The 19,585-nt window shown below is 62.0% G+C and carries 20 protein-coding genes; 14 read left to right on the forward strand and 6 right to left on the reverse strand.

Annotation, left to right across the window (positions count from 1 at the left end; all coding sequences use genetic code 11):
- The first annotated feature begins 40 nt into the window (after positions 1–40).
- Positions 41–2,143 (forward strand): catalase HPII, encoded by a 2,103-nt coding sequence (katE, locus tag BLT65_RS10320; protein WP_091777475.1) that lies wholly within the window; start codon positions 41–43, stop codon positions 2,141–2,143.
- An 84-nt stretch (positions 2,144–2,227) separates the two neighbouring features.
- Here katE and BLT65_RS10325 read toward each other — a convergent pair whose 3' ends face one another.
- Complete coding sequence (locus BLT65_RS10325; RefSeq protein ID WP_042311173.1) at positions 2,228–2,575, reverse strand: DUF3564 family protein; 348 nt, start codon at positions 2,573–2,575, stop codon at positions 2,228–2,230.
- A gap of 333 nt (positions 2,576–2,908) precedes the next feature.
- On the opposite strand from BLT65_RS10325, the gene BLT65_RS10330 reads away from it, so the two are divergent.
- The 10 genes from BLT65_RS10330 to BLT65_RS10375 all read left to right on the forward strand — a co-directional run bounded on the left by BLT65_RS10330 (position 2,909) and on the right by BLT65_RS10375 (position 12,678).
- Positions 2,909–3,874, forward strand: a complete 966-nt coding sequence (locus tag BLT65_RS10330) for a LysR family transcriptional regulator (RefSeq protein WP_009770382.1) — start codon at positions 2,909–2,911, stop codon at positions 3,872–3,874.
- 221 nt (positions 3,875–4,095) lie between these two features.
- Entirely contained in the window at positions 4,096–4,587 is a 492-nt protein-coding gene (locus BLT65_RS10335; protein WP_091777477.1) for a cupin domain-containing protein, read from the forward strand.
- A gap of 26 nt (positions 4,588–4,613) precedes the next feature.
- Positions 4,614–5,609, forward strand: coding sequence for a hydroxyquinol 1,2-dioxygenase (locus BLT65_RS10340; protein WP_091777479.1), 996 nt, complete (start codon positions 4,614–4,616; stop codon positions 5,607–5,609).
- A gap of 91 nt (positions 5,610–5,700) precedes the next feature.
- Positions 5,701–7,164 (forward strand): aldehyde dehydrogenase family protein, encoded by a 1,464-nt coding sequence (locus BLT65_RS10345; protein WP_091777481.1) that lies wholly within the window; start codon positions 5,701–5,703, stop codon positions 7,162–7,164.
- Between the two features lie 33 nt (positions 7,165–7,197).
- Positions 7,198–8,256, forward strand: coding sequence for a maleylacetate reductase (locus BLT65_RS10350; protein ID WP_091777483.1), 1,059 nt, complete (start codon positions 7,198–7,200; stop codon positions 8,254–8,256).
- Between the two features lie 64 nt (positions 8,257–8,320).
- Entirely contained in the window at positions 8,321–9,211 is an 891-nt protein-coding gene (locus tag BLT65_RS10355; RefSeq protein WP_091777485.1) for an intradiol ring-cleavage dioxygenase, read from the forward strand.
- Complete coding sequence (locus tag BLT65_RS10360) at positions 9,208–9,561, forward strand: Rieske (2Fe-2S) protein (RefSeq protein WP_091777487.1); 354 nt, start codon at positions 9,208–9,210, stop codon at positions 9,559–9,561. The genes BLT65_RS10355 and BLT65_RS10360 overlap by 4 nt, the downstream gene beginning before the upstream one ends.
- A gap of 86 nt (positions 9,562–9,647) precedes the next feature.
- On the forward strand, positions 9,648–10,595 hold the full coding sequence (locus BLT65_RS10365; RefSeq protein ID WP_036000986.1) for an ABC transporter ATP-binding protein: 948 nt from the start codon (positions 9,648–9,650) through the stop codon (positions 10,593–10,595).
- Positions 10,592–11,353 (forward strand): ABC transporter permease, encoded by a 762-nt coding sequence (locus BLT65_RS10370; RefSeq protein WP_036000988.1) that lies wholly within the window; start codon positions 10,592–10,594, stop codon positions 11,351–11,353. Before BLT65_RS10365 ends, BLT65_RS10370 begins: the two co-directional genes overlap by 4 nt.
- Positions 11,354–11,463: 110 nt before the next feature.
- Positions 11,464–12,678 (forward strand): sensor histidine kinase, encoded by a 1,215-nt coding sequence (locus BLT65_RS10375; RefSeq protein ID WP_042311156.1) that lies wholly within the window; start codon positions 11,464–11,466, stop codon positions 12,676–12,678.
- Positions 12,679–12,764: 86 nt separating this feature from the next.
- Here BLT65_RS10375 and BLT65_RS10380 read toward each other — a convergent pair whose 3' ends face one another.
- From BLT65_RS10380 to BLT65_RS46410, 3 genes are all read right to left on the reverse strand, one after another.
- The gene (locus BLT65_RS10380; protein WP_036000996.1) at positions 12,765–12,890 is read right to left on the reverse strand and encodes an MFS transporter small subunit; all 126 of its coding nucleotides are present in this window, start codon (positions 12,888–12,890) and stop codon (positions 12,765–12,767) included.
- 22 nt (positions 12,891–12,912) lie between these two features.
- The gene (locus BLT65_RS10385; RefSeq protein WP_091777489.1) at positions 12,913–14,316 is read right to left on the reverse strand and encodes an L-lactate MFS transporter; all 1,404 of its coding nucleotides are present in this window, start codon (positions 14,314–14,316) and stop codon (positions 12,913–12,915) included.
- A 98-nt stretch (positions 14,317–14,414) separates the two neighbouring features.
- Positions 14,415–14,891 (reverse strand): hypothetical protein, encoded by a 477-nt coding sequence (locus tag BLT65_RS46410; RefSeq protein WP_143036502.1) that lies wholly within the window; start codon positions 14,889–14,891, stop codon positions 14,415–14,417.
- Positions 14,892–14,918: 27 nt separating this feature from the next.
- On the opposite strand from BLT65_RS46410, the gene BLT65_RS10390 reads away from it, so the two are divergent.
- Together BLT65_RS10390 and BLT65_RS10395 are read left to right on the forward strand one after the other, a co-directional pair.
- Positions 14,919–15,134, forward strand: a complete 216-nt coding sequence (locus tag BLT65_RS10390; protein WP_007733323.1) for a hypothetical protein — start codon at positions 14,919–14,921, stop codon at positions 15,132–15,134.
- Positions 15,135–15,137: 3 nt separating this feature from the next.
- The gene (locus BLT65_RS10395) at positions 15,138–15,839 is read left to right on the forward strand and encodes a GntR family transcriptional regulator (RefSeq protein ID WP_091777491.1); all 702 of its coding nucleotides are present in this window, start codon (positions 15,138–15,140) and stop codon (positions 15,837–15,839) included.
- A 62-nt stretch (positions 15,840–15,901) separates the two neighbouring features.
- Here BLT65_RS10395 and sucD read toward each other — a convergent pair whose 3' ends face one another.
- Both sucD and sucC read right to left on the reverse strand, forming a co-directional pair.
- Complete coding sequence (gene sucD, locus BLT65_RS10400) at positions 15,902–16,777, reverse strand: succinate--CoA ligase subunit alpha (RefSeq protein WP_042311149.1); 876 nt, start codon at positions 16,775–16,777, stop codon at positions 15,902–15,904.
- Position 16,778: 1 nt separating this feature from the next.
- The gene (gene sucC / locus BLT65_RS10405; protein WP_091777493.1) at positions 16,779–17,990 is read right to left on the reverse strand and encodes an ADP-forming succinate--CoA ligase subunit beta; all 1,212 of its coding nucleotides are present in this window, start codon (positions 17,988–17,990) and stop codon (positions 16,779–16,781) included.
- 307 nt (positions 17,991–18,297) lie between these two features.
- On the opposite strand from sucC, the gene frc reads away from it, so the two are divergent.
- The gene (frc, locus tag BLT65_RS10410; RefSeq protein WP_091777495.1) at positions 18,298–19,545 is read left to right on the forward strand and encodes a formyl-CoA transferase; all 1,248 of its coding nucleotides are present in this window, start codon (positions 18,298–18,300) and stop codon (positions 19,543–19,545) included.
- The last annotated feature ends 40 nt before the right edge of the window (positions 19,546–19,585 follow it).

A 19,585-nucleotide genomic window follows, 5' to 3' on the forward strand; every position in this document is an offset into this window, starting at 1 on the left:
CGGTTTTTCAGGCAAATGCAAAGGCAAAGGAGCCCCACAGATGGCAAACAAGCAGCGTAACCAGCAGCCTTCCGCACCGGCGGAAGATCTCAAGTCGAAGGATCTCGAACGTTCTCGCGCGCGTCCTCAAAACGAAGCGCTGCGCACGAACCAGGGCGTGAAGATCGCGGATAACCAGAACACGTTGCGCGCGGGGCCGCGCGGCCCGTCGTTGCTGGAAGATTTCATCATGCGTGAAAAGGTCACGCACTTCGACCATGAGCGAATTCCAGAGCGCATCGTGCATGCGCGCGGTTCGGCAGCGCATGGCGTGTTTCAGGTCTACGAACCGATGGCCGAATACACGAAGGCGGCCTTTTTACAGGACCCGTCGGTGCAAACGCCCGTGTACGTGCGCTTTTCCACCGTGCAGGGCCCACGCGGTTCCGCCGATACCGTGCGCGACGTGCGCGGCTTCGCGACGAAGTTCTACACGTCGGAAGGCAATTACGACCTGGTCGGCAACAACATGCCCGTGTTCTTCATTCAGGATGCGATCAAGTTTCCCGACTTCGTGCATGCCGTGAAGCCCGAAGCGCCGAACGAAATGCCGACGGGCGGCTCGGCGCACGACACGTTCTGGGACTTCGTGTCGCTCGTACCCGAGGCTACGCACATGGTGTTGTGGACGATGTCGGACCGTGCGATCCCGCGCAGCCTGCGCACGATGGAAGGCTTCGGCGTCCACACGTTCCGCTTCATCAACGCGAAGGGCAAGATGCGGCTCGTGAAGCTGCACTGGCGGCCCGTGCTCGGCTCGTATTCGCTGCTGTGGGACGAAGCGCAAAAGCTCGCGGGCAAGGACCCGGATTTCCACCGGCGTGATTTGTGGGAAGCGATCGAGTGTGGCGACTATCCGGAGTTCGAGCTGGGCGTGCAGATCATCGAAGAGAAAGATCAGGATTCGTTCGGCTTCGATCTGCTCGATCCGACCAAGCTCGTGCCCGAGGAGATCGTGCCCGTGAAGATCATCGGCAAGATGACGTTGAACCGTAATCCGGACAACTTCTTCGCCGAAACCGAGCAGGTCGCTTTCCATCCGGGTCATGTCGTGCCGGGCATCGATTTCAGCAACGACCCGCTGCTCCAAGGGCGGCTGTTCTCGTACACGGATACGCAGATCAGCCGGCTTGGCGGACCGAACTTCCACGAGATTCCCATCAATCGGCCCGTCAGCCCGAACATCAACAACCAGCGCGACGGCATGCACAGGCAGACGATCAACGTAGGCCAGGCCTCGTACGAGCCGAATTCGGTGAGCGACGCATGGCCCAAGGAAACCGATCCCGCTGCAAAGGATGGCGGTTTCGAAAGCTATGCCGAGCCAATGGGAGGCACGAAGATCCGCGTGCGCAGCGAATCGTTCGCCGATCATTTCTCGCAGGCCGCACTGTTCTATCAAAGCATGAGCGACGTCGAGAAAGAACATATCGCACTCGCGTATCAGTTCGAGCTGGGCAAGGTGACGAAGCCGGAGATTCGCGCGCGCGTGGTCAACGAGATTCTCGCGAACTTCGATGCGGATCTCGCCGCGACGGTGGCGGAGGGTCTCGGCCTGCCGAAGCCTGCCAAGGGCGCGCGGGCAGCAGGCAAGCAAAAGCCTTCGCCAGCGTTGAGCCTGCTGAACCGCGGCGTGCCCGGCATCAAGACACGCAAGATTGCGGTGCTCGCCGCGCCAGGCAGCGATGGCGCCGCCATCAAGAGCGTGCAGGCGGCGCTGAAGTCGCAGGGTGCGACGCCGATGCTGGTCGCGCCGACACTCGCGCCCATCGACGGCATGAACCCTGATGCGACGATCTCCGGCATGCCGTCGATCATGTTCGATGGCGTCGTGGTCGTAGGCGGCGCGCAGGGCGCAAAGGCGCTCGCGCAATCGGGCGACGCGCGACACTTCGTGCTTGAAGCGTTCCGGCATCTGAAGGCGATCGCGGCAACGGGCGCGGGCAAGGACGTGTTGAGCGCGGCCCATCTGCCCGAGAAAGGCGATGGCGTGTTCATCGGTGACGACGGCAAGGTCGATGCGGTGTTGAAGCCGTTCATCGAAGCGGTGGGGGAGCATCGCGTATGGGCGCGTCGGCAGATGGCTGAGACCGTGCCTGCGTGAAGAAAGCGACGTACGCTCAGGCATAGAAACGCCGTTGCTGCCATCGTGCAGCAACGGCGTTTTTTCGAGCGAGGAGAAAAGCGGCTAACGGCGCATCGAAGGCGAGCCTTCTCGCTCGACGGCCTGCAAGCGCCAGAAGCCCGCGACGGCGTCGGGCCGCGAGTGCGAGACCCACGTCGCCTGGCCTTGTGCCGACGTCACGTTCCCATGCCGGTCGACGCGCACGCCGTACAGCGTGACGAGCGGCGCTTCGCTGCCGCGCGCGCACAGCGACATGACGTGCCCGTCCTCGCGCACCTCGCCCGACGACGGCAACTCGACGCCGCGACGATCCTGCGACGTCCACGCGTGGTTGATCGTGTCGAGCCACAACACCGCGTAGTCGTGATTGACGGTCGGGTCGGATGTATTGATCAGAATCGACAGACGCATGAACCCTCCATGTCCGCATGATTGCACCCGCCCGGACCTCGCGGCCGGGCAATGGCTTTCGCCTTGTAAAGCAACGGTTGTTCCAGGTTTTGGGATTCGTCCGCGTTCGCGGTGCAGCAAGGCTGGCCGCCAGGATGCACGCTGTTGCGCTGCACAGTGTTCTGTACAAACTGCACGGGGGCATTGCCGTTTTTACGCGGCATCCTGATTCGCCGCGCATCGCGATGCCGCGCGCGAAAAAACGTACACTCACCGTATTAACGGAAGCGGCCTTCTTCATGCCATGCAGCAGAGAACGGTCCGTCATTCAGCAGGCGTTGCACAGGAGACAGCATGGATCTGTTCATGTCGATGGAAGCGTTCGTGCGGGCCGCCGAGGCCCAGAGCTTCGCGAGCGCCGCGCGCCAGCTGGGCGTGGCGAAATCCGTCGTCACGTCGCGCGTGAAGCAGCTCGAGGAGCACTTCGGCGTGCCGCTCTTTCATCGTTCGACGCGCGCGGTGCGTCTGTCGGAGATCGGCGAGACGTATTACCGGGAATGCGCCGAACTCGTCAACAAGGTCCACGATCTGTCCGGCCGCTCGGCCGCGCAGCACGAGTCGCTGTCGGGTACGCTCAATGTCCATGTGCTGCCGGGTTTCGCGCTCGGCCATTTCTCGCGCGCGCTGATCGAGTTTCGGGAGGCACATCCGCGCATCGAGTTCGTCGTGACCGTCAACGACCGCGTGATCGACCCCGTGCAGGAAGGCTTCGATCTCGCGTTGCAGATCTATCCACCCGCGTCGAATCTGCTCGTCGAACGGCGGCTCTTTCCCGTGCGCGGCGTGCTGTGCGCAGCACCCGGCTACCTGAAGGAAGAGCCCGTGATCGAAACGCCGCTCGACCTGCTGCGGCATGATTTCGCGCGTTACTCGTACTACCCGTGGGGCGACAAGTGGCCGCTGATGAAGGGCAACGAGTGCTTCGAAATCGCGCTGAATCCGGTGCTGAAAACAAATAGCGTCCACTTGCTGCTCGAATTCGCGCGGGCGGGCGCGGGCGTCGTCTATTTGCCGACGATGGTCGCCGCCGCCGATCTGCTCGAACGCCGTCTGGAGCGCGTGCTGCCCGATTACGCGGCACCGCCGCTGTGGCTGTCGGCCGTGTACCCCGCGTCGCATCGCTCGACGGCGAAGGTGAAGGCGTTCGTCGACTTCCTGCGCGGGCGTTATCTGCGCGAGCCGCAGTGGGACAAGGCGCTCGGCATCGCACCCGACGATGAAGATACGAAGAGCGTCGGCGAAGAACTCGCCGACCAGTGAGCGCTACACGGGCCACGCGGGCCGCACGGCCCGCCCCGCAGGCCTGAACGACGACGCCAGGTAATTTCCCTGGGGTCTTCTGCCCGCACCCAGCGTTCGGATTTGCCGAACCTCAGATCATTGCTGTTGCGCCTCCCGGCACTTACTCTTGCGTCCATGGAATCACGCAAGACCACGCAAGACGTGGCCGACAGAATCAACGCAGATTCAAGGAGGCAGACATGCAGCAAACCTGGTTGGGGAGTCTCGACAACTACCGTAAAGGCTCCATCGAAATCATCAAGGGCAAGCCCGAGCACTACGCAATGTCGAATGTGTTCGAAGTCGCGAGCCATGCCGCGCCGTACGAGAAGATCGTGGTCGGCAAGAACCTCAAGTACGTGATCGAAACGCTGCGCGCGGAAGGTACGTCGCCGTGGTTCACGGCATCGCACGACGAGTTCTGCGTCGTGATGGACGGCGAGATCGACGTGCATTTCATCAAGCCTTCGGACGGCCCGCTCGTCGATGCGCAAACGGAAGGCAGTGTGCGGCTCGACGGCACGCCTTCAGGTAAGAGCATGGGCTTCGTGCGGCTGAGCCGCGGCCATCAGGCGCTGTTGCCCGCGGGCGCCGCGTATCGCTTCGAGACGGCAGGACAAGGCGTGCTGCTCGTGCAGACCATTCTGGGCCGCCATTCGGTCGAGAAGTGGAAAGACATCTGCATTCAGTAACGCACAACCTTTTTCTGGAGTCGGTCATGAGCACAGTCAATACGCTGCAAAACGTCAGCGCCGGCGAGCCGGATGCCGCCACGGGGTATCGCACGTTCCGCCTCGGCGATTTCGAGTTTTCACGCGACGCCTACTTCGTCACCGTCAAGTGGCCCGCGAAAGGCGAGCAGCGCTCGCATCAGATGCACGCCGACGATTTCCTGCGCGCGATGATGCGCGACGTCGCGTGGGGCTTCTTCTACGGCTGGGTCAATTTCGACGAAGTGATCGGCACGCGCAATCACTACGGCAAGGTCGACATGTATGCGGGCGCGTATAACGCGAGCTTCCGTGACGCCGCCGTCGATCATACGCAGCAGTTCGACACGCCCGTCATCATGGCGACCTTCAAGGCGATTCTGCGGGACTGGGTCAACGAAGGCTTCGACCCGTTCGCCGCGCCCGAAGAGACGGGTTCCGCATTCGGCGCGAAGCATGGCGACAACATCGCGGCGATCGAACGCACGCGCATCGCGACGAAGCGCATGCCGGGACTGGAAGGCGATTCGCCGCTGCGCGACGATTTCCCCATCAATCGACAATTCGCCGATGTCGTGCAGGACGAGCCGGAGATTCACGCTGCGCCCGGTTTCGAGAAGGAACTCCATGCGTTCAGTCTGTTCAAGTATCTGTCGCGCTCGGATGTGACGTGGAATCCGTCGGTGACGTCGGTGTGCAAGCAGAGCCTGTTTTGCCCGACGACGGAAGAATTCGTGCTGCCCGTGTTTCATGGCAACGATCGCGTCGAGTGGTTCCTGCAACTGTCGGATCAGATCATCTGGGATGTCGCCGACAAAGATACGGGCGAGCCGCGTGCGCGCATCACGATGAACGCGGGCGATATTGCCGCGATGCCCGCCGATATCCGCCACAAGGGCTATTCGCAGAAGCGTTCGATGTTGCTGGTGTGGGAGAACGCAACGCCCGATCTACCGAAGCGCTACGAGAGCGGTGAACTGCCGCCGTATCCGATTCAGCTTTAAGCACTTCCTTTGGTGGTCTCCGATACACGGCGCCGGATAGCCGGCGCCGCGGGGACGCTCACGCCCAAACGCCTCATCGAGCAGGACTGACATGCAAACGCAACTCTTCATCGACGGCCGCTTCGTGCCATCGCTTTCGGGCGAAACACTTGCCACGCTCAACCCTCACGACAACTCGGTGATCGCCGACGTTGCGATGGCGAATCACGCCGACGTCGATCGCGCCGTCGCTGCGGCGAAAGCGGCGTTCCCGAAGTGGAGCAACATGGCGGGCGCCGAGCGCGGGCGTCTGTTGCTGAAGCTCGCCGATGCGATCGAAGCGAATGCGGACCGGCTCGCGCGCCTCGAATCGATCGACACCGGTCATCCGATCCGCGACACGCGCAATCTCGACGTGCCGCGCACGGCGGCGACGTTCCGCTATTTCGGCGGCATGGCCGACAAGTTCGAAGGCTCGGTGATTCCCGTCGAGCAGGGTTTTCTGAACTACCTGACGCGCGAGCCGGTCGGCATCGTCGGGCAGGTGGTGCCGTGGAATTTTCCGCTGATGTTCACCAGCTGGAAGATGGCGCCCGCGCTCGCAGCGGGCAACTGCGTGATCATGAAGCCCGCTGAACTCACGCCGCTTTCCAGTCTTGCGATTGCCGAACTGATGGCCGAGGTTGGCTTTCCGCCGGGTGTCGTCAATATTCTGCCGGGGCTTGGGCATGTGGCGGGCCAGTACATCGCCGAGCATCCGGAGATTGGCAAGGTCGCGTTCACCGGCTCGACGGCTGTGGGGCGCAAGATCGTGCAGGCGTCGAGTGGCAATCTGAAGAAGGTGCAGCTCGAGCTGGGCGGCAAGGGCGCGAACGTCGTGTTCAGCGACGCGAATATCGATGCCGTCGTGCAAGGCTCCGCGTTCGGGATTTTCCATAATCAAGGGCAGGCGTGCATCGCCGCGTCGCGGATGATCGTGCATGAATCGATCGCGGATGAAGTGCTGGAGAAGTTCGTCGCACTCGCGCGTTCGATCCGTATCGGCGATCCGCTCGACCCGTTGACGGAAATGGGCCCGCTCACGTCACGCCAGCATCGCGATCGCGTGCTGTCGTATGTCGATATCGCGCGCGAGCAGGGCGGACGCGTGCTGTCGGGCGGCAAGTCGCCGGACAACGCGGCGCTCGCCAATGGCTGCTATGTCGAGCCGACCATCGTCGAAGCGAAGCCGACTGATCGTGTATCGCAGGAAGAAGTGTTCGGCCCGTTCATGAGCGTGACGACGTTCCGCACCGACGAAGAAGCGCTCGCCATTGCGAACGGCACGGAGTACGGCCTCGGTGCGGGCCTGTGGACGCGCGATCTGCAACGCGCGCATCTGATTGCACGCGAGATTCATAGCGGCATGGTGTGGGTCAACTGTTACAAGCGCGTGAGCCCGGGTTCGCCGTTCGGCGGCGTCGGCGCGAGCGGCTACGGGCGCGAAATGGGCTTCGAAGCGATGCGCGAGTACACTCAGGCCAAGTCGGTGTGGATCAATGTCGATGCGCAGATTCCGCCTTATTATCCGCGCTGAATTGTGCTGAAACCGTGCTGGAACGCTAACGACATGGAACCGTTCGTCTATCAGGGCTTGCCTTCGCGCGTCGTATTCGGCGTCGGCAGTCTGGATCATCTGGGCCGCGAGATCGAATTGCTCGGCGCGCAACGCGCCATCGTGCTGTCGACGCCGCAGCAGCGCGCACAGGCCGAGCAACTCGCGGAACGCATCGGGCCGCGCGCGGCGGGTGTGTATGCGGAAGCGGTGATGCACGTACCCGTCGAAACGGCGCGTGCAGCGCGCGATTACGCGGCGAGTGTCGGCGCCGATTGCGCGATCGCTATCGGCGGCGGTTCGACGACGGGCCTCGGCAAGGCAATCGCGCTCGAAACGTCACTGCCCATCATCGCAATTCCGACCACGTACGCGGGTTCGGAAATGACGCCGATCTACGGCCTCACGGAAGGCGGTGTAAAGAAGACAGGCCGTGACTTGCGCGTGTTGCCGAAGACGGTCATCTACGATCCGTCTTTGACCGTATCGCTGCCGCCCGCGCTTTCGTTGACGAGCGGCATCAACGCGATTGCGCATGCCGCCGAAGGTCTCTACGCGCAGGACGCGAATCCCATCATGAGCCTGATGGCGGAAGAGGGCATACGCGCGTTGGGCGAAGGCTTGCCGCGCGTGATGAAGACGCCTGACGATCTCGATGCGCGCGCCGCGTGTCTCTATGGCGCATGGCTGTGCGGCGCGGTGTTGGGCAGTGTCGGCATGTCGCTGCATCACAAGCTGTGTCATACGCTTGGCGGCACGTTCAATCTGCCGCATGCCGAGACGCACACGATCGTTTTGCCGCATGCGCTCGCGTACAACCGCGCGGCGGCGCCGCACGCGATGCAGCGTATCGCGCGCGCCCTGCATGCGGACGATGCCGCGCAAGCCGTGTTCGATCTCGCGCTCGACAACGGCGCGCCGATCGCGCTGAAGGACATCGGCATGAAGAAAGGCGATATCGATGTCGCGCTCGATCTCGCGCTGAAGAGCCCTTACTGGAATCCGCGCGCGGTGGAGCGCGAGCCGCTTCGCGCGTTGCTGGAAAATGCTTACGAAGGACGCGGGCCCGCATAGCGCCGGCGCTATATTCCTGAAGCAATGAACAACGCAACCAGCGCCAAAAGAGCGTGAGGACATCATGAGAGAGACAAACGGCGATTCCGCAGTTCACCCCACAACTGACATCGTGCTCGCCACGCTTTCGGGCTGCGCCGACGCGCGCCTGAAAGAGATCATGACGGCGTTAATCAAACACGTACACGCGTTTGCCGAAGAAGTGCAGCTGACGGGCGACGAATGGCGGCGCGGCATCGAGTTCCTCACGCAGACGGGCAAGAAGTGTGACGGCATTCGCCAGGAGTTCATTCTGCTGTCGGACACGCTCGGCCTGTCGATCATGCTCGACGCGATTCATCGTCAGCACGACGTGACGGAATCGGCTGCCACGGAGCACAGCCTGCTCGGGCCGTTCTATCGCGAAGGCGCGCACGACGAAGCGTTCGGCGCGAACATCGCCCGCACAGAAGGCGAGCCGGCACTGTTTCGCGGACGGCTGATCGACGAGTCGGGCCAGCCCGTGCCGAACGCGCTGATCGAAGTGTGGGAAACGGCCAATAACGGCATGTACGAAGGACAGGACCCGGACCAGCCGGAGAGCAATCTGCGCGGCCGCTTCCGCTCGGGGCCGAACGGCGAATACGCGTTCCGTTCGATCAAGCCGACGCCCTATCCGATTCCGACGGACGGTCCCGTCGGCCAGATGCTGCTTGCGCTCGGCCGTCATCCGATGCGGCCTGCGCATGTGCATTTCCTGATCCAGGCGCCCGGCTACGACACGCTCACCACGGCGCTGTTCAGTTCCGACGACCCGTATGTCGATTCGGATGCGGTGTTCGGTGTGAAGCCTTCGCTCGTGGTCGAGTACGTGACGAACGACAGCCGCGCCGACGCGAAGGAGTGGGACTTGCCTAGCCCGTTCTTCGACGTGCAGCGCGACTTCGTGCTGACGCGCTCAGGCGGAGCGGCATGATGATGACGGCAATGGCATTGTGTCCGCTCGATGACATCCCCGACGGCGGTGGCAGGCAGGTCGCGTCTGCCGAAGGGGGCGAGGCTGCCATTGTCGTGCTGCGCCGCGGCGATCGCGCGTGGGCCTATCGTAATGTATGCCCGCACTTCTCGATCCCGCTCAACTACGAGCCGGACACGTTCTGGACCTATGACAGCGAGCATCTGATGTGCGCGCATCACAGCGCGATGTTCCGCTTCGAGGACGGCGTGTGCGTCGACGGCCCTTGCCTTGGCGCAGCGTTGACGCGCGTACACGTGCGCGTTGAAGCGCGGATGGTGATCGAAAGTCAGGAAGACGACGGTGTTTGACAAGACCGCGCGCGTGGGCGGCGCTGGAACGTCAAATCGGGCAGAGTAACGGCGTGGCGGGGCGGTATCTGCTATCGTTCGCGTCTATGCTACCCATCATCTCGGTCTCGAATCTGTCGAAGACATACGCATCGGGTTTCCAGGCCCTCAAGCGTATCGACCTGTCCATTCGCCAAGGCGAAATCTTTGCATTGCTCGGGCCAAACGGCGCGGGCAAGACCACGCTCATCAGCATCATCTGCGGCATCGTCAATGCGACGGAAGGCACCGTGACCGTCGACGGCCGCGATATCCGCAACGACTACCGGGCCGCGCGCTCGCTCATCGGACTGGTGCCGCAGGAACTGACCACGGATGCGTTCGAAACCGTCTGGGCGACGGTCTCGTTCAGTCGCGGCCTGTTCGGCAAGCCGAAGAATCCGGCGCATATCGAACAGGTGCTGCGCGATCTCTCGCTGTGGGAGAAGCGCAATAGCCGCATCATTCAGCTTTCGGGCGGCATGAAGCGGCGCGTGCTGATCGCCAAGGCGTTGTCGCACGAGCCGCGCATCCTGTTTCTCGACGAGCCGACGGCGGGTGTCGACGTCGAATTGCGCCGCGATATGTGGAAGCTGGTGCGCTCGCTGAGCGCGAACGGCGTGACGATCATCCTCACCACGCATTACATCGAAGAAGCCGAAGAGATGGCCGACCGCATCGGTGTGATCAACGGCGGTCAGATCATGCTCGTCGAAGACAAAGTGGAGTTGATGCGCAAGCTCGGCAAGAAGCAGTTGACGCTGCAACTCGAAACGCCGCTCGCGAGCATTCCGGCGTCGCTGGCGGACTATGGGCTGGAGCTTGCGAACGACAACGGCGAACTGATCTACACGTACGACGCCGAACGCGAGAAGAGCAGCAGCATCGTCGCGCTGCTCAACGATCTCAGCGAAGCGGGTATCCGCTTCAAGGACCTGCACACCACACAAAGCTCGCTCGAAGACATCTTCGTGAGTCTCGTACACAAGCAACAACAAGAGGAGAGCGTGCGATGAACATCCATGCCATCCGCGCAATCTACCGCTTCGAAATGGCGCGCACCGGGCGCACCCTGATGCAGAGCGTGATCGCGCCCGTCATTTCGACGTCGCTCTATTTCATCGTGTTCGGCTCGGCGATCGGCTCGCGCATTCGTGAAGTGGAAGGCATCAGCTACGGTTCGTTCATCGTGCCGGGGCTCATCATGCTGTCGCTGTTGTCGCAGAGCATTTCCAACGCGTCGTTCGGTATCTATTTTCCGCGCTTCACCGGTACCATTTACGAACTGCTATCCGCGCCCGTGTCGTATCTGGAAATCGTGATCAGCTATGTCGGCGCGGCGGCGACCAAGTCGATCATTCTCGGTCTGATCATTCTGGCCACGGCGGGGCTGTTCGTGCCGTTGCAGGTGCAGCATCCCGTCTGGATGATCGCGTTTCTCGTGCTGACGGCCGTTACCTTCAGTTTGCTCGGCTTTATCATAGGTATTTGGGCCGACAACTTCGAGAAGCTGCAACTCGTGCCGCTGCTCATCATCACGCCGCTGACGTTTCTCGGCGGTAGTTTCTACTCGGTCGCGATGCTGCCGCCCGCGTGGAAAATCGTCACACTGTTCAATCCGATCGTCTATCTGGTCAGCGGCTTTCGCTGGAGCTTTTTTGGGCTCGCGGATGTCAGCGTCGGCATCAGTCTCGGCATGACCGCGCTGTTTCTTTGCATCTTCCTTGCAGTGATCGCGTGGATATTCAAAACGGGCTATCGCCTGAAGTCGTAGTACGATGAACGTCGTTGGCGCGAAGCCGACATGGGAGAGGCTGCGGGACACCGCATCGCAGCCGTTCGATATCGCAGCATGGCGCATTCAGCGAGACGCGAGCGACAACCATGGCCACGACGCAATCACGACCGCTCGGCGCATTCGCCGCGCACGTCCGCAATAACGAGGTCGAACTGACTGAACGCTGGCTGAAGGCCGTGTTCAGCGATGTCGAGCTGACGGAACCCGACCGTCTGACCAACGAGCAATTGACGGACCACGTACCCGACATTCTCGATTCCATGTGCAGCGCGCTCGATCAGCAGGACCTCGAAGAGGTCGAGCCCGAAATCGAGCGCAAGGCGAAGCTGCACGGCAAGATGCGCTGGAAGCAGGGCTACCGCATCGACGAACTCGTGCGCGAACTCGATCTGTTCCGCCAGGTGCTGATGGGCGCGGTCGTCCAGTACGCGGAGACGCATCCCGCCTTTACGCGGCGTCACGAAGAACGTGCGCGCTATTTCATCGACGAGGCCGTCAGCTTCGTCACGCTGACGTCGATACGTGAAGTCGTCACGGAACGCGATCGCAAGATCGACGAGTATACGGGGCGGCTCGAACGCGCCAATCACGAACTGCTTCTCAAGCAGAAACTGGTCGGCGAACTGTACGAGTCGCGCATGCAGATCACGCGCAGCGTCGTGCATGATCTGCGAAACTTTCTCAATGTGTTTTCGATGGCGTTGCAGCTCGTCGCGCGCGCGCCGGCAAAAACCGAGGCCGCGCTCGCGCTCGCGAACCGGCAGGCCGCCGACATGAAGGTGCTGGTCGATGAACTGGTCGAGTATTCGGTCGTGCTCGGCGACACGAATCAGGCCGCTGTCGAAACCGTCGATCTGCACGCGCTGTTCGAAGAACTGGTCGCTTCATGCGGTCCGGCGATCCGCGAGAAGGGGCTCAAGCTGAATGCATCGTTCGACGGGCAACTGGCGTCCGTGCAGTCGAACCGCCTCAAGCTCAAGCAGATCGCGATCAATCTGATGACGAATGCGTCGAAGTACACGAAGGCAGGCGAGGTGACGCTGGAAATCAGGGCGCGCGGCAACGACGCATGGTGTCTGCGCGTGTCGGATACGGGGGTGGGCATCGGCGCATCGGATCGCGATCGCGTATTCAAGGAGTTCGAGCGCGCCAATGACGACGACGTGCCCGGCGCGGGTCTCGGCCTCGCTATCGTCAAGGAGTTGTCGCGCATGCTCGACGGTGAATTGCGCTTCGATTCACAACGCGGCGTCGGCACGACGTTCGAGATCACGTTCCCGATGCAGCTTGCGCCCGCCTGAACCGCGGACGCGCAGAAGCGCTAGCGCAATAAAAAAGGCCGGGCAGCGATGCCCGGCCTTCTTCAAACTGCGGTGCTGAAATCGGCTCAGCCGAACAGCTTCATCGCCTGCAGCAGCGTGTTCACCACGCCCCACGTCAGCGGAATCAGCACATACACCCAGAACACGGCGAGCAGGCCCTTGTTCGTCGGATGAGGCGTTTGCGTCGACATTGTGTTTCTCCTTTGTCTGACCTTATTTGGCGGCCGCGAGTTGCGCGTCCGTCATGTGATGCTTGTCGTGAACGTGCTTGACGAGCAGGTTGCAGATGAAGCCGATCACGAGCAGCACGGTCATGATGTGGACGGTCATCGTGTACGCGTCCGCTTTCGCCACGCCATGCGCGACCTGATAGGCACGGATGTAGTTGACGAGCACGGGGCCCGCGACGCCCGCTGCCGCCCACGCCGTCAGCAGACGCCCGTGAATGCCGCCGACGAATGCCGTGCCGAACATGTCCGCGAGATAGGCCGGCACGGTCGAGAAGCCGCCGCCGTACATCGACAGGATCACGCAGTAGCACAGCACGAACAGCGCGATGTTGCCCGTCGACGCGAAGCTCGGCACGAGCCAGTACAGCACGGCGCCCAGCGCGAAGAAGATGAAATACGTGTTCTTGCGGCCAACGTAATCCGACGCCGACGCCCACACGAAGCGGCCGCCCATGTTGAAGAGCGACAGCAGGCCGACGAAGCCCGCAGCAGCAGCGGCGCTCACCGTGTCCTTGAAGCTTTCCTGGATCATCACGGACGCCTGGCCGAGAATGCCGATGCCCGCCGTCACGTTCAGGAACAGCACCAGCCAGATCAGATAGAACTGGGGTGTCTTCAGTGCCTGGTCGATATGCACGTGATTGCGCGTGATCATCTTCTGCTTCGTTTCGACGGGCGGCGTCCAGCCGGCCGGCTTCCAGTCGGCGGGCGGCACGCGGATCGCGAGTGCGCCGATCGACATCGAGATGAAGTACGCGATGCCCAGCACGATGAACGTTTCAGCCACGCCGATGCTCGTCGCGCTCTTGAAGTGGTTCATCAGCGCGACGGACAGCGGGGCGGCGATCATCGCGCCGCCGCCGAAGCCCATGATCGCCATGCCCGTCGCCATGCCGCGGCGGTCCGGGAACCAGCGGATCAGCGTCGACACGGGCGACACGTAGCCGAGCCCGAGCCCGATTCCGCCGATCACGCCATAGCCGAGATACAGCAGCGCGATCTGGTGCGTCCACACGCCGATCGCCGAGACGATGAAGCCGCCGCCGAAGCAGCATGCGGCTGTGAACATCGTGCGGCGCGGACCGACTTTTTCGAGCCACTTGCCGGCGAACGCCGCCGACAAGCCGAGGCAGACGATCGCGAGCGAGAAGATCCAGCCGAGCGTGGTCAGCGACCAGTCGTCCGGCGTGGACTGCGTGATGCCGATGACTTTGGTGAGCGGCCCGTTGAACACGGAGAACGCATAGGCCTGGCCGATGCACAGGTGCACGGCGAGGGCGGCAGGCGGCACCATCCAGCGGGAAAAGCCAGGTTGGGCGATCGTTGCCTGTTTTGAAAAGAATGATGGCGAGCTGGCGTTACCGCCGGGCTCAGTGATGCTGCTCATGGTCGGTCTCCGATCGGGCTAAACGTCTGGTTATCGGTTGCTATTGCCAAAACTTGAGGTAGCGCAAATTTCGGAGGATATGCTGGGCTGCAACATATTTAGAAACGTGCTACCTGGAGGCCAAATTCGGCAATGGCGAGACGATAGGTGCCCGCGATCAGCTTGGCAATATGAGAATTAAATACATATGGAAACCGCCGGGACCGTTGTGCGCAGCGGGATACAGCGATTTCAAGCGACATGCTGCCGCAGGTGACCGCTTGACGCGCCACGCGCCGGTATTCATTTCGGGGCCGAATCGATTTGGACGCGCCAGTTGCTGCGTACGCACATAGAAAGGCTCGCGCGTGGCTTTTTGGAATAGCGTTGGATGTCGTTTTGGTACTGACAAACGCTTCTAGAAGTACAGTTTGCAGCGGACGAAAAAAGCACAGTATCGGCTGGGACGGCCAGCCATCGCGGTTCCGGGCCCGGCGTGCTACGTTGGCATTGTTGCGGCCGCTGAACAACTGTATCTGATATACCACATACAACATACTTGATTTTTTCCGCGACGCAGCATATGATTGAGTCATCGAATCACTCAATGACGGGAGCATCAAATGGATTTCGTATCGCTTGCATTCTTCGCCGTTGCTGTCGTGGGCCTGGGTTCGGCCGCAACCGTGCTGCTGACCAAGTGGATTCCGCAGCATGTCGCCGAACTGGCATCGAAGCACGGGCGTTATGTCGGTCTTGAAGCCGCTACCGTGCGTGAAGCTACGCCGTACCGCTCGCGTGTCGAAGCCGCGATGAACGCGGTCGGCTCGTCGAACTAAGCAGTGTCCACACCCGCACTGAACCTTCCTCTGGCGCTGCAGCCCATCGGCAACAGCGCCAGCCTCCGCGATCAGGCCTACGCGTTATTGCGTCAGGCCATCGCGGATGCCGACATTTACGCGTCGAGCGAAGAGATTCGTCTCGACGAGCGCGCGCTGAGCGAATCGCTAGGCGTAAGCCGTACGCCCGTGCGCGAGGCGATGACGCTGCTGGAGCAGGAAGGTTTTCTGCGCATGGTGCCGAGGCGCGGCATCTATATTGTGCGCAAGAGCAAGCGTGAGATCGTCGAGATGATCCAGATGTGGGCCGCGCTGGAAAGCATGGCCGCGCGTCTCGCCACGCTGCACGCAACCGACGAAGAAATCGCGCGGCTGCGGCACATGTTCGATCAGTTCCGTGATTTGACGCCGGCCGAACATATCGCCGAGTATTCGGACGCGAACATCGCGTTCCATCAGTCCATCGTTCAGCTGTCGAAGTCGCAGATCATTCTCGACACGATCAAGAACATCTTTATCCACGTGCGCGCGATCCGTCGCATGACGATCTCGCAGAGCGACCGCGCGTCGCGCTCGATCGTCGATCATCTGCGCATCATCGAGGCACTGGAAAAGCGCGACACCGAACTCGCCGAGCGTCTCGTGCGCGATCACTCGCTGGGACTGGCGGCTTTCGTCGAAGCGAATTGCGATTTTCTCGACTGAGCGTTTGCTGCTCGATGTATCCAAAGGCCAGCGGAACTGACAGTCCGCTGGCCTTTTTCACATCATGACTGCATGGCTTTGAGCATCGTCTCGCCTAGCGCCGCCGGCGACTGCGCGACATGGATGCCCGCCGAGCGCATCGCATCGATCTTCGCGCCCGCCGTGCCCTTGCCGCCCGAGATGATCGCGCCCGCATGCCCCATCCGGCGTCCGGGCGGCGCGCTCGTTCCTGCAATGAAACCAACTACCGGTTTCTTCGAGCCTGAATCCTTCAGAAACTGCGCCGCGTCCTCCTCAGCCGAGCCGCCGATTTCGCCGATCATGATGATGCCTTGCGTGTCGTCGTCGGCGAGGAACATCTCCAGGCAATCGATGAAGTTCGTGCCGTTGACGGGATCGCCGCCAATGCCGATGCACGTGGTCTGCCCGAGGCCCGCCGCCGTGGTTTGCGCGACGGCTTCGTAGGTCAGCGTGCCGGAGCGCGACACCACGCCGATCTTGCCCGGACGATGAATGTGCCCCGGCATGATACCGATCTTGCACTGGCCCGGCGTGATGACACCCGGACAGTTCGGCCCGATCAGGCGCGTCGCCGAACCGGCGAGCGCGCGCTTCACGCGCACCATGTCGATGACGGGAATGCCCTCGGTGATACAGACGACGAGGGGAATCTCCGCATCGACGGCTTCGAGAATCGCGTCAGCGGCCATTGGCGGCGGCACGTAGATCACGGACGCGTTCGCGCCCGTTGCATCGACGGCATCGGCGACGGTGTCGAACACGGGCAGCCCGAGATGCGCTGCGCCGCCCTTGCCGGGTGTGACGCCGCCGACCATCAGCGTGCCGTAGGCGAGCGCCTGCTCGGAGTGAAACGTGCCTTGCGATCCCGTGAAGCCCTGGCAAATCACTTTCGTGTTGCGATCGATCAGTACGGCCATGTCAGTTCGCCTCCGTCGCGTTGTTTTCCTTCACTGCGGCGACCACCTTGCTCGCCGCGTCGGCGAGATGATCGGCCGAGAGAATGGGCAGGCCCGAGTCACGCAGGATCTGCTTGCCGAGTTCGACATTCGTGCCTTCCAGCCGCACGACGAGCGGCACGCGCAAGTCCACTTCGCGCGCGGCGCTCACGACGCCTTCGGCAATCACGTCGCAACGCATGATGCCGCCGAAGATGTTGACGAGAATCGCCGTCAGGTTCGGGTTCTTCAGCATCAGCTTGAACGCTTCCGTGACCTTCTCGGTCGTCGCGCCACCGCCGACGTCGAGGAAGTTCGCCGGTTCGCCGCCGAACAGCTTGATCGTGTCCATCGTCGCCATTGCAAGACCGGCGCCGTTCACCAGGCAGCCGATGTTGCCGTCGAGCGTCACGTAGTTGAGGCCGTGCTTTGCGGCTTCCAGTTCGGCGGCGTCTTCTTCCGCTTCGTCGCGCAGCGCTTCGATGGACGGATGACGGAAGAGGGCGTTGTCGTCGAAATTGATCTTCGCGTCGAGCGCGATCACGTCGCCTTGCTGCGTGACGACGAGCGGATTGATCTCGACAATCGACGCATCCAGTTCGACGAACGCGCGATACGCGTTCGCGATGAACTGCGTCGCCGACTTGATCTGCTTGCCCGTCAGCCCGAGGCCGAACGCGATCTGGCGTGCGTGGAACGGTTGCAGACCCGTCGCGGGATCGATCGCGACTTTCAGGATTTTTTCGGGCGTGCGCGCGGCGACTTCTTCGATCTCCATGCCGCCTTCCGTCGAAGCCATCACCGTGATGCGCGACGTGCTGCGATCGATCAGCATGCTGAGATACAACTCGCGTTCGATCGCGCAGCCTTCCTCGACATAGACGCGCTTCACTTCGCGTCCCGCCGGCCCCGTCTGCTTCGTGACGAGCACGTGCGACAGCATCTGCGCCGCATCGAGACCGACATCGCTGACCGACTTGACGACGCGTACGCCGCCTTTGCCGTTCGGATCGTCGGCGAAACGGCCTGCGCCGCGTCCGCCCGCGTGAATCTGCGATTTCACGACCCACACCGAGCCGCCGAGCGCAAGCGCCGCGTCCTCCGCTTCCTGAGGCGTGAACGCGACGCGCCCATTCGGCACGGCGACGCCATAGCCCTTCAGCAGTTCCTTCGCCTGATATTCGTGAATGTTCACCTGTCTCCTCGCTGAGTGGATTCGACGCTCCGTGGCGTCAATTGATAGGGCGGTCGGCTCAGGGTAGAAATATGGTATGTGATATATCAGCTATGCTCAAGCAGATAAATGGATCGGGGTTTTCCCTTTGTGAAGCGAGTCCTTAATGCGAAATTTGGCGTCTTCGCCTTGTTTCGCAAGGCTTTTATCGTTTCTCAAGGATTCTGCTTACGAAGGTGAAAGCGCTTGCAGCGATTAGATATATCACATACCGTATAGAACACGGACGATCGAAAACAGAGCGTCAAGTGCTCGGAGGGGACACAACATGGGCAAGGCACTCGACGGTGTGCGCATTCTCGATTTCACCCACGTGCAATCAGGCCCGACCTGCACGCAGTTGCTCGCGTGGTTCGGCGCAGACGTGATCAAGGTAGAGCGCGCGGGCGCAGGCGACATCACGCGCGAACAGCTGCGCGATATCCCCGACGCCGACAGCCTGTATTTCACGATGCTCAACCACAACAAGCGCTCGGTCACCATCGACACGAAAAACCCCGAAGGCAAGCTCGTGCTCGAGGCGCTGATCCAGAAGTGCGACGTGCTGGTGGAGAACTTCGCGCCGGGCGCACTGGACCGCATGGGCTTCACGTGGGAGCGCATCCAGGAGCTCAACCCGAAGATGATCGTCGCATCGGTCAAGGGCTTTGGTCCCGGGCCGTACGAAGACTGCAAGGTCTACGAGAACGTCGCGCAGTGCGTGGGCGGCGCGGCCTCGACGACGGGCTTCGATGACGGCCCGCCGGTTGTAACGGGCGCGCAGATCGGCGACAGCGGCACGGGCCTGCATCTGGCGCTCGGCATCGTGACGGCGCTCTATCAGCGCACCATGACGGGCCGCGGCCAGAAGGTGCTCGCGGCGATGCAGGACGGCGTGCTGAACCTGTGTCGCGTGAAGCTGCGCGACCAGCAACGGCTGGAACGCACGGGTGTCATGAAGGAATATCCGCAGTATCCGAACGGTACATTCGGTGAAGCGGTGCCGCGCGCGGGCAATGCATCGGGCGGCGGACAGCCGGGCTGGATTTTGAAGTGCAAGGGCTGGGAGCACGACCCGAACGCGTACATCTACTTCATCACGCAGGCACCCGTGTGGGTGAAGATCTGCAACGTGATCGGCAAGGAAGAGTGGGCCACCGACCCCGAGTACGCGACGCCGACCGCACGCCTGCCGCGCCTGAAGGAAATCTTCGCGGAGATCGAACGCTGGACGATGACGAAGACCAAGTTCGAGGCCATGGAAATCCTGAACAGGTACGACATTCCGTGCGGGCCGATCCTGTCGATGAAGGAGATCGCGGAAGACGACTCGCTGCGCAAGACGGGCACGATCGTCGAGGTCGATCACCCGGTGCGCGGCAAGTATCTGACAGTGGGCAACCCGATCAAGCTGTCGGACAGCCCGACGGACGTGACGCGCTCGCCGCTGCTCGGCGAACACACGGATGAAGTGATGGCCGAACTCGGCTATTCACGTGAGCAGATCGAAACGCTCAGAACAGCTGGCGCGATCTGAGCGAAGCACAAAACGAACAAGCGGAACAAGCGCATATGCG

The organism is Paraburkholderia steynii, assembly GCF_900100565.1.
Classification (GTDB): Bacteria; Pseudomonadota; Gammaproteobacteria; order Burkholderiales; family Burkholderiaceae; genus Paraburkholderia; species Paraburkholderia terrae.